Below are 10,261 nucleotides of genomic sequence, written 5' to 3' on the forward strand. Positions count from 1 at the left end.
ATCCTGGACAAGAACGCGCGCATTGGGGCGGGGGTGAGCCTGAGCCCGGCGGGCAAGCCGGCCAACCTGGACGGGCCGGAGGGCCGCTGGTACATCCGCGACGGGGTGGTCGTGGTGCCCAAAGGCGCCATCATCCCCGACGGCACCACCATCTAGCGGTGCCAGGAGACAAAAGGTCGCTTTACAGAGCGCGGCTGACGAACCCCGGCCGCGCCCTGTTGCTTTAGCGGCTAGCGCCCTCGCAGGTTGCCGGCTGCAGCCGGCTCCGCCTCCTAACCGTAGGCCGGGGGCAAAGGATCGGAAGGCGGCGACGATAAAAGCCAGTTCTCAGCTGCATTCCGCTTTCCGCGGTCAAAAAAGCGGACCTCGGCGCCGGGAAACAGACCGTGAAAAGTTGCCTGCAACGCGCTGCCCGGGTCAGCCTCGGCCACTACCGCAACCCGTTTGGGCAACGGGCGGGCCGGCAACGCGGTTTCGGGCGCCTGCCACGCCGCGTCCGTCGATGCGCCTTCGAAGTCACGCGCGGCTTCGACCAGCACGCGCCGGCAGGTATCCAAACGCAGCGCCACGCGCTCGTAATCCTCAGCCGACAGAGACTCTGAAACACGCACAACGGCAATGCCGCTGACATCCAGGTGAAGCGTTAGCACCTTAAAAATTCGCGCCGGTTAACGGGCTAAGCAAGCCAAAAGGCGCGGGCCGCCCGAAAGCAGACGCCCCGGATTTGTCATCGGCACGGGCGGAAAGGATGAATCTGCTGCCAAGCCGTTCACCCTTTGACCCTAAGCGGCAACCGCGGTCGGGCCGCCGGCGGTGGGCGTCGGAGGAAGTTCCGGGCCGGTGCCGGTGATAAAGTCGAACTGGGACGTCTGCGCCAGTACCCTTGCATCCAGGCTGAGGTGCTGCTCCAGCAAGGGAGTGTCCTGGGCCCAGATCCGAAAGTGCAGCGTCACCGGTAACGGCGTTTGCGGGCTGATCGGGATGACCATGACCAGCCGGTTCTCTTCCGGCAGGAGGGGACGGCAGGCCCGAAGCGTCCGAGGACTTGGCTGGGCTCGACCCCCTGCCCGCCACTGGCTTTCGTCGTGGCGCAAGCTCAAGCAGCGCGTCGCCGAGTGGTTAAGTTCGACGCGCAAGTCTTTGGCCGGGCGCCCGCCGCCATTGTAAACCGAGGCATACAGGTAGTAGGTCAACCCGGAGTTCGGGGCCGCTGGGCTGACGCGCAGGCGTCCCCATAACTGGACGGTTTCCGTCACTGGAATCGTCACGCCCCAGGATTGCACCTGTTCGAGAGCCATGCGTCCGCCCGGACCCTTCAGCTTGGCGAGCAAATCGTTTCCATCAACGACCTCGACCTCGATCGGTTGCTGCTTCCGCCAGTCGTTAAACCAACGGAGGTCCTCGGCCGCCATGCGCGCAGGCAGGCAGAGCGTCCAACGGGAGACCGCCTGGTCATCACGCAAAGCCCGCTGCAAGGCTTCGCGAACTTGCCGGCGCTGGTAACTTTCCCAGCGCCCTACAAAGTACTTCGCTTGGTAAACCGCTACTCGCTTCGACGATCCGGTTGAGGGCTCAAGAACCTGAATACGGCCTTCCTTGCTGAAGCTGTGCAATACCCCAGTGCCAAATTGACCCCGAAGAATGCTTTCAACAAGCGCGTTGAACGCTTGCCTAGGCTCCGGGACGAAAAATTCGAGCTGTTCAAATGGGTTTAAAATCATAGGGGTAAAGGTCACGCCGTCGGCACGCCGGATTTACAAAGCGCTGCGAACTGAAGGTTGTAGAACGCCAAGGTACCAAAGCTTATGAGATGCCAACGTACCGGGGCATCACCCATTCGGGTGAGATAACGCCTGTTTAGAATTCATGTGCACGTCTCAGAGCGGGACCAGATACGCTGCCTGCCTCCTCTCCGCAACCTGATTTCAGCTCAATAAACCCGGGTCGCCCCCCTCTCCGGCGACCGCGAAAAATTCAGCTGATTCGCGACCACGTGCCCCAACGAGGTAATCGATTGTCCCAAAAGCGGGATCCGGTTTCTCGCTTTCGGTACGCCGGACGCCTTTAGCTTGAGCGGGCCGGGCACCGGAACCGCGAAAAAACGATTAATTCGTCGTCGACGTGGGGCACGTTCCAGGAGAGGATCTTTCTGTAAGTTCCTTAATTCGAGGAGCTTTTGTTAATTCATCCATTTAGGCCCCCGGTCATTCTCAGGCCGGACTCCGACCCCGGCCGTCGGTGTGGCACCCGGGATGCTTAAAAGAACGGCGCGGGGTCAAAATAAAAATGCTTTCTCAGCGAAAATCGGCTGCACGTACCGGAACGACTTCCGTGCCGGGCGGCAAATCATTCGCGGAAACCGGCGCCCCTGCACCGCAGTAAATCGATTGAAATCTAGATTATGGCAGGAGACGCTTTTTCCAAGGTCGAGCGACCCACGATATGCATTCGCCAGGTGAGTGCGGTGGTGTTCGATTTTGAGGACCTTTTTCGGTGGAGTGACGAGGCTGTGCTGCAACGGTTCCGGCTCACTCAGAGGATAAGCCCGAACATGGTGCCTCAGGATTTGCGGGCCGACGCATGCCAGATTACGCGCGACCTTAACGCCATTACCCTGCGATTCTTCCGGAAAACAACCCCGGACGCCCTGGGCACCCCGGGGACGGAAATCTTTCAATTTACCTTCGAGTCACCGGTACATTCGGTTGAGGTCTGAAGCACGGGCGAACGTCATCTGTTGAAAATTGTGTTTGGCTGGCGTGGCACGGCAGGCTTACATGGCAGTCGGCCGCCGCCGGTGCAGCCCCGGCGTCTCATCGAAGTGGGGGGTAATTGACGGCGCGCCGGCCGGCAAAACACTACCCTTAACGAGACATTCGATGGCTTGTAACCCAGAGGTCCTGAAAGGTGTGCCCTTGTTTGCTCTGCTGGATAACGAGGAACTTGCCATCCTTGCCGGGCAGATCGCCATCAACAAGTTCGCAGGGCGCCAGCGCATCTACAAGCTGGGTGATCCATCCGCGAGTGCTTACGTCGTGGTTTCCGGGGCAGTCCGGGTGAGCACCGTGGATGAGGACGGGCAGGAAGTCGTGGTTGATCAACCCGGTTCGGGTGAGTTTTTCGGGTTTGCCTCAATGATCGACCAAACGCCTCACCAGACCGGCGCCGTCGCCCTGGAAGAGACCGTCTGCGTTGAGGTTGACCGTCACGATCTTACCGTGCTGTTTCAACGTAAGCCGATGGCGGGCATTGACCTGTTGACGGCGCTCGGACGCCAGTTTCACGCCGCCCAGCAACTCGTTCGCAACCGTTCCACGCGCAACCCGAACGCCGTTATTGAGGAGCAATCCACCCTTGGAGATAACGTCGCGGATGCGGTCGCGCGCTTCGGCGGATCCTGGTCCTTCATCATTTCGTTTGCGGTGTTTCTCGTGGTGTACGTGGGAATCAACATCGCTATCGGCAAGGCGGCGTGGGACCCATACCCTTTTATTCTTCCGAACCTCTTTCTTTCCATGCTGGCCGCCATTCAGGCGCCGGTCATCATGATGAGTCAGAACCGGCAGGATGCGAAAGACCGCTTGCGTGGGGAGTTGGATTATGACGTCAACCGTCGCGCGGCTTCTGACATCCACGGCTTGGCGCGCAAGCTCAATCTGCTCCACGAAAAGGTTGGTGACCTGGAAGATCTGATCCGTGAGAATCCGGTCCCCGGACACCCCGATGGGCCGGGGCCGGACTCCGGCGCGGAACTTGCCTGAGAATGCGCTTATTCACAGACCGGTGAGCGCTTTCCGGTAACGCATCGCGGGAGCCTGGATTCCGCCATAGGGGAAGGTTTTCGGCCTGCCGGTTTCCAGGCAGTATGACCGCCGCTCGTAAAAGCGCCGGGCGCGCTGGTTTTGCTGGTGGACCCAAAGCACGGCGGTTCGTGCACCGCGCTCGCGCATGCGGCCTTCTGCGATCTCGCAGAGAATCCGGCCGACTCCGCGGCCCCAGTACCGCGGTAACAGATACAGCCCGTAAAGTTCCTGCATCAGGGCAGGATCGAGATCATCGTCCCGGGGCGGACCCAGGATGGCCCATCCCACAAGAACGTCGTCAACGAGTGCGACCCAGGTTTCGGTAGGGCCACTCGATAGGATGCGTTCCCATTCGGCCCGCTCGGCTTCCACCGAAAGGCTCGCCAGCACCGATTCCGGCAGTAAACGCGGGTACGCGGTTCGCCAGGTTTCCACGTGCACTGCCGCGATTCGCGGTGCATCGCCCCGGTCCGCCCGTCTGATGGTCACGATGGAAGACCACGCTACCGTTTGTCTCTCCGCTTTCGTCGGCATCACCGAGCCCTTGCCGTCCGCAAGGTGGGTAGGGGACCAATAAGATCCGTTCCCTGCACCCGGGGACCTGCGTCTGCGCCCAGGCTCCCTTTCGAGTACGGCTGACGTCAATTCCTCCTGGGCCGGATCTCGATCCGGCCATCGCGCACGCGGGTTTCGTAGCAGGGTTGGGCATACACCGCCGGGCCGTCGATGACACGGCCGTTCTCCAACGCGAATTGGGAGCCGTGCCAGGGACAAACCACGCTGTCGCCTTCCAGTTTGCCTTCGGCCAAGGGGCCCCCCAGGTGCGCGCACTTCTCGCCGAGCGCAAAAATCCGCCCGTTGCGTCTCACCAGGAGAACGCTTATGCCGCGCACCTGCACACGCCGGAGTTCGGCTTCCGGCAGATCGCCTTCAGCGATGACCGGTGACCATTCGTCCGGTGCATCCCGCTGCGCATGGTCCACGCCGATGCGCTCATCGTAGCTCAAATGCCCCCCAAGGTAGGTGCCGGCGAGAACGAACAGAAACCCCGTCATTCCACTGGCGATTCCCGCTTGGCGGTTGCCGCTTCGGCGCTGCAGCCACGAAGCGGCATAGCAGAGGGCCGCGCTCGCGTTGAACAATGCGTGCAGAACGCCCACGCGGCGCGCCGGCCGGTCCGTCTTGCTCCAGTCGCACAAGCCGCTCGTAGCCGCCCCCAGTGCCCCGACCAGACCGATACCGACGGCGGCATCAGCCCCGGGGGCGTACACCTGAGTTCCACTCGCCAGTTCAACTGCGTCGAGGACCGCAGCCGTGCTCCATGCGCCCACCGGCACGTCGGTGATCGCGGCGTGAACCGGGTGGCCAAGCCAATTGCCGTGCAGGAAATTGCGCACGGGACGGCCCCCACGGTTGACCGTCGCCGCCGCGAGCGCACTGAGCGCCTTCTCGGCGGGTTCGAGCCATGGCTGCCGGTCGATGAAGTCCGAAACGAGGGATGGTCTCATGGGGTCTCTCCCGTCACGCAGGCAGAAGCCGCGATTTATCCGTTTACGTTAGGGAAACGCAGGCCAGGATACCGGCGGCTGTAAGTCGTTTGCGCTTTGTCCCGAATTGCAGGATCGGCGCACGGAGCCGTCGCGGGTCTCCAACCCCCGTTCGGCCCCGCGCTCCGGGCATCGCTTCGTACCGACCGCCGGGCCCGGCCGGCGCCTACTTGACCGGCGTGACCGTCACGTCCCTGACGGTGCCCGATTTCGTAACCGACGCGGTAAAGGAGAACGCATCGCCGTTGTCATTGTTGATGATCACGCTTGATCGACCCTTGATTTCCACTTCGTCCGGTGAAACCCAGCGGGCACTGGTGAACGTCGGTGGCACGATCCGGCCCACCTTGTTCAGCGAAGCGTCGAATGCCTTCGCAAGTTTGGGTTTGAAGGTCGAATCCAGGTTCTCCTCAAAAAGCCGGTGCACGGTCTTGCCGGATCTGAGCTCGATGAGGTCTCGGCGCCCCGACTTATCGACCACCAGCACGCTGGATTGGTCCGGTGATACGAACTTGATCGGCTCCGCGGCGATGAGCCCGGAGGCAGTAACCAGAAGAAAGGGAAGAATGAGGAACGGTTTCATGAGTTGCAAGGGTTGCGCTTGTTTTCGACGCGAAACCTCGGGGTGGCAAGAGGAAAACCTGGCTTGTCGGCATGCATCATTCCAGGCCCGCGGTCCCTACTCGGAAGTGATGCTGGCTGCGGCGTCGTTCAAAGCCGCCTCCGGTGAAGTCCGGCCTTGAGTCGCCAATTGCAGCGCCGTGGTCAGCGCGGTGAAAAACCGGCCCATTCGCGGCACGTTCGGCATTAACTCACCGTGGTCGACGCATGCTTTGAGTTCACGCACGCGGGCATCAGTCCGGGCCAGGGTCTCGTAAGCCTGCGTCAGCGCCGGCACCCCCACCGCCTTCGCGCGATTCATCGCCGCGATTCCTTCCGGAGTTACGACGTACCGTTCCAGAAACGCCTGGGCCAGATCCTGGTTTGGGCTGGAACAGTTGAAAAAGGCGGCCGTGACCCCCACAAAAGGACGTCCCGGGTGGCCATCCATCCCAAGCAACGGGGCCACTCCAAAATCAATATTTTTCGCGATCAGATTTGCCCAGGACCACGGGCCGGAGAACATCATCGCCAGCTTGCCCTGGCCCATAAGTTCCTCGGTATAACTGTACACGACGCTTGGTGGAAGGATGCCGGCCCGGATGAGCGCGTTAATCTGGGAAACCGCCGCAACTGCGCCGGGAGTATTCACGCCCGTTTTCGTGACCTCATATTCCGTAGCGTGCTTTTGGAAGACGTACGCGCCCGCACTCGCCAGTAGCCCCCAGGAATAATAAGCGCTCGTGTACTCCCATAAGATCGGCTGAACCCCGGGATATTGCTGGCGGAGACGCTGGGCCAGGGCCGGAATTTGTGCCAGTTGGGTGGGCGGGTCCGCATTCACGAACTTGCGGTTGTAGATCAGGCTAACCGTCTCGAGCGCAATCGGATAACCCCAGAGCTTCTGCCCATGCGATACCGCCTGCCAGGCCTGGGGAAAAAAATTCCTTGTGAACTCCGCAGCCGGCGTAACCGCCGCGATCAGCCCGCTGTCCGCCCATTCGGCGACTTTGTCGTGCGCCCAGATCACGATGTCAGGTCCTTTCCCCGCCTGCGCGGCAATCGGGAAGGAATCGGTGAGTTTTTCCGGGGTCTCGACGGTGACTGTGATGCCCAGGTCACGATCAAACTTGTCACCAAGCGCCTGAACCGCCCGGCCCCGTTCATTGTCCATCCAGACCAGGAGCTCGCCGTTCTTCCACGCCCAGGCGTTTTGCGCTCCCAGGAATGGTAACACCGCGGCAAGTAACCGCGCCAAACATCGAAATCCGGGGAGAACGGAAACGCGCTGCCTCTTAAGCCTGCCGCCACAACGGCCGGTGCAAACGCCCGCTGAAACAAAAGGGTTCATGTGTTGCTGCTCACCCATTCAGTATGCACGGTTTGGCCGTCCGCTGCACGGGTTACTGCGCCGTCTGCAGGTGTGCCGCTCAAACGACGGTACGCAGCCGGAAGGCAGCTTTGCCGAATGAGCGAAAAAAACGCGGTTTAACGCCCTCACAACAATTGCGGACGAATTTGATTGACTGCTGTTGAGAGTCATTCTCAATTGTCGCGTAACGAGTTCTCACCAATGAACAGCGCCTCTTGTTCCGCGTCCCTGGTGCCGCCAGCCGTTAAACCGCTGCAGTTGTCCGTCACGTTTCGCTGGCTGCTGGGCCTTTCTGCCCTCGCGGTGATTTCAATCCTGATCTGGCAAGGCGCCACGGCGCAGGGCGCTCCGGACCCGGTGGCGAATGGCCGTGACCCGGCGGCGGCCATGCTCGACATCGCGGTATTGGTGTTTCGGGAAGGGTTAGAGTGCATCCTGGTTCTGGCCGCCATCACCGCCAACATGATCGGCGAGAACCGGGTCCATACACGTCCGGTGGCCGCAGGCGCCGGAATCGGCTTTCTCGCGACGATTGCAACTTGGTTTATCGCGGTCGGTATTCTGCAGGATCTGACGGAGAACGTTTCCGCACTTAACCTGCAGGCTGCCACCGGGTTGCTGGCCGTCCTTGTGCTCCTGGTGGTAATGAACTGGTTTTTTCACAAATTCTACTGGGGCGGATGGATCACCCTTCATAACCGGAAAAAGAAAGAGCTCCTCGGGCACGTTGACGACGCGCTGCTGAGCCGGAACCGTCTGTTGCTTGGATTGGCCCTGCTCGGGTTCTCATCTTTCTACAGGGAAGGATTCGAAGTGGTGCTCTTTCTCCAAAGCTACCGGTTGCGGTTAGGGAACGAACTGGTCATGGCCGGCTCCGCCGTCGGCCTTCTGCTCTCCGGAACGGTCGCAGTCCTGACCTTCGTCGCGCACCGGCGGCTGCCGTACCGGAAGATGCTGGTCCTTACCGGCATTATGCTGGGAGGCGTGTTGATCGTGATGGTCGGCGAACAAGTCCAGGAAATGCAGTTGGCCCACTGGATCTCCACGACCGAGATCAAACCGTTGACGGACATGCTGCCTGCCTGGTGCGGCACCTGGTTTTCCGTGTACCCGACCGTGGAAACCATAACCGGCCAGCTTCTTGCGGCTGGTTTGGTTATCGGATCGTACTTCGTTGCGCGCAGCCACAAACGGCCCGTCGGCGCTGTGGCCGCTACGGCCTAATTGCGCCGCCTTGCACGCCTTTCGATTGAGCTCCTGCGGTGGGGAGTAGAGTAGATCGGCTCCCCAGAGCAAGAAGTCCCACCCCTGACATTGCCGCCCCGGCCGTCAGGTTCTCCGAAGCACCGGCACCAACCTCCTTATCGTTTAGTCCGCGGACCGCTCATGCCGAGCACCGGGTGGGGAATGTACGGTTCCTCGAGCGCATTCACTTCTTCATGGCTAAGATGCAGGCTCAGCGCCTTGACGGCATCCTCAAGGTGGTGCGTCTTGGTCGCCCCGATGATCGGGGAGGTGATGCCCGGTTTCCGGAGCATCCAGGCCAAAGCCACCTGAGCGTTGCTCGCCCCGCGCTTTTTGGCGATCTCGGTGACTCGATCGACGATGGCAAAATCCGCCTCCTGATCGTACATCTGCCGGCCGAAATCGTCCGTTTTTGCCCGGGTCGTGATCGCTTCCGACCGCTGCCGGTTTCCCGCCAGGAAACCGCGCGCGAGGGGACTCCACGGGATGAGCCCGACCTTTTCTTCCAGACATAACGGGATCATCTCCCGTTCCTCTTCCCGGTAAACGAGATTGTAATGGTTCTGCATCGAGATGAACCGGGCAAGGCCATGCCGGTCCGCCAGGTAGAGGAATTTTGCGAACTCCCACGCGTACATGCTGGACGCGCCGATATAAAGCGCTTTGCCGTCCTTGATAACCTGCGTCAGCGCTTCCAGCGTCTCCTCCATCGGCGTGCTCGCGTCGTAGCGGTGGATCTGATAAAGATCCACGTAGTCGAACCCGAGCCGACGGAGGCTCGCATCGATTGAATGCTTGATGTGCTTTTTGGAGGTGCCACGCTCGTTCGGGGATTCGCCCATCGGGTTGTAAACCTTCGTGGCAACAACGACCTCCTCCCGTTTTATCCCCAACTTCTTTAATGCACGCCCGGTGACCTCTTCGCTGGCACCGGCCGAGTACATATCCGCCGTATCGAAGAAATTTATTCCGCTTTCCCAGGCTTGCCTGTAAAACGGCAACGCGTCCTCCTCGTCCAGTACCCAGTCGCGCCATTTGCTGGTTCCATAGCTCATGCAACCAAGGCAGAGACGGGAAACTTTAATTCCGCTGTTCCCAAGGGTCACGTAATCCATACCGGTCCAATGCCACGGATCGGCGACACGCACAAACCGGGAAACCGGCCGGGTGACGGCCGGAGTTCGGAGTTCGGAGTTCGGAGTTCGGAGTTCGGAGTTCGGAGTTCGGAGTTCGGAGTTCGGAGTTCGGAGTTCGGAGTTCGGAGTGGCATCATGGGCACCGCCTGCCAGTGTCAAGTCCAGTGTTTGGAATTTTTTGTGCGTTCTCTGCGTGTTCTGCGGATTATTCTGTCTTCCCACCGTGTGAACGTGACCCTCGCGGGAGATCGGACCCGGTTCGACGACGCCTCCGAGCTCCGAACCCCGAACTCCGAACTCCGAACTCCAAACTCTTTCCCCCTCTTCCCGCCGTGGTCGCCGTGGCCCGCCGTGTTCGCCGTGTGAACTCTTACGTTGTGCCCGCCATTCCCCGCTGCGGCCGCCGTGTGACCGACCTCCGAACTCCGAACGCCCTCTACGCGGCGCGTGCCACCAGGACGGGGCCGGCTACGGCCAGGCCGAAGGCCAGGACCCAGAGCGCCGGGGCATAGCGCGGGAAGCTGTAAGCGAGTCCGCAGATCGCACCGAAAAACAGGC

The 10,261-nt window shown here is 61.0% G+C and carries 11 protein-coding genes; 4 read left to right on the top strand and 7 right to left on the bottom strand.

Annotated features, from left to right (window positions below; genetic code table 11):
• Positions 1-156, top strand: a 156-nt coding sequence (glgC, locus tag JO015_15145) for a glucose-1-phosphate adenylyltransferase (GenBank protein ID MBW0000433.1), incomplete at its 5' end; no start/stop codon positions are given.
• Between the two features lie 116 nt (positions 157-272).
• Here the strand turns inward: glgC and JO015_15150 are convergent.
• A complete protein-coding gene (locus JO015_15150) occupies positions 273-650 on the bottom strand; it encodes an STAS/SEC14 domain-containing protein (protein MBW0000434.1) in 378 nt (125 codons plus the stop codon).
• 132 nt (positions 651-782) lie between these two features.
• The gene (locus tag JO015_15155; protein MBW0000435.1) at positions 783-1,721 is read right to left on the bottom strand and encodes a hypothetical protein; all 939 of its coding nucleotides are present in this window, start codon (positions 1,719-1,721) and stop codon (positions 783-785) included.
• Positions 1,722-2,401: 680 nt separating this feature from the next.
• Between JO015_15155 and JO015_15160 the strand changes: the two genes are divergently transcribed.
• Both JO015_15160 and JO015_15165 read left to right on the top strand, forming a co-directional pair.
• Positions 2,402-2,716: a hypothetical protein gene (locus tag JO015_15160; protein MBW0000436.1), complete on the top strand. Its 315-nt coding sequence runs from the start codon at positions 2,402-2,404 to the stop codon at positions 2,714-2,716.
• Positions 2,717-2,879: 163 nt separating this feature from the next.
• Positions 2,880-3,761, top strand: a complete 882-nt coding sequence (locus JO015_15165; protein MBW0000437.1) for a DUF1003 domain-containing protein — start codon at positions 2,880-2,882, stop codon at positions 3,759-3,761.
• Between the two features lie 12 nt (positions 3,762-3,773).
• Here JO015_15165 and JO015_15170 read toward each other — a convergent pair whose 3' ends face one another.
• The 4 genes from JO015_15170 to malE form a co-directional block, all read right to left on the bottom strand.
• Entirely contained in the window at positions 3,774-4,337 is a 564-nt protein-coding gene (locus JO015_15170) for a GNAT family N-acetyltransferase (GenBank protein MBW0000438.1), read from the bottom strand.
• A 107-nt stretch (positions 4,338-4,444) separates the two neighbouring features.
• A complete protein-coding gene (locus JO015_15175; protein ID MBW0000439.1) occupies positions 4,445-5,311 on the bottom strand; it encodes a Rieske 2Fe-2S domain-containing protein in 867 nt (288 codons plus the stop codon).
• A gap of 205 nt (positions 5,312-5,516) precedes the next feature.
• Positions 5,517-5,933: a hypothetical protein gene (locus tag JO015_15180; GenBank protein ID MBW0000440.1), complete on the bottom strand. Its 417-nt coding sequence runs from the start codon at positions 5,931-5,933 to the stop codon at positions 5,517-5,519.
• A 96-nt stretch (positions 5,934-6,029) separates the two neighbouring features.
• The gene (gene malE / locus JO015_15185) at positions 6,030-7,187 is read right to left on the bottom strand and encodes a maltose/maltodextrin ABC transporter substrate-binding protein MalE (GenBank protein ID MBW0000441.1); all 1,158 of its coding nucleotides are present in this window, start codon (positions 7,185-7,187) and stop codon (positions 6,030-6,032) included.
• 450 nt (positions 7,188-7,637) lie between these two features.
• Here malE and JO015_15190 point away from each other — a divergent pair, with 450 nt between their 5' ends.
• On the top strand, positions 7,638-8,546 hold the full coding sequence (locus JO015_15190; protein MBW0000442.1) for an iron permease: 909 nt from the start codon (positions 7,638-7,640) through the stop codon (positions 8,544-8,546).
• 137 nt (positions 8,547-8,683) lie between these two features.
• On the opposite strand, the gene JO015_15195 is transcribed toward JO015_15190, so the two are convergent.
• On the bottom strand, positions 8,684-9,682 hold the full coding sequence (locus tag JO015_15195) for an aldo/keto reductase (protein ID MBW0000443.1): 999 nt from the start codon (positions 9,680-9,682) through the stop codon (positions 8,684-8,686).
• Positions 9,683-10,261 lie beyond the last annotated feature (579 nt).

It is taken from the genome of Verrucomicrobiota bacterium (assembly GCA_019247695.1).
Lineage (GTDB): Bacteria > Verrucomicrobiota > Verrucomicrobiia > Chthoniobacterales > JAFAMB01 > JAFBAP01.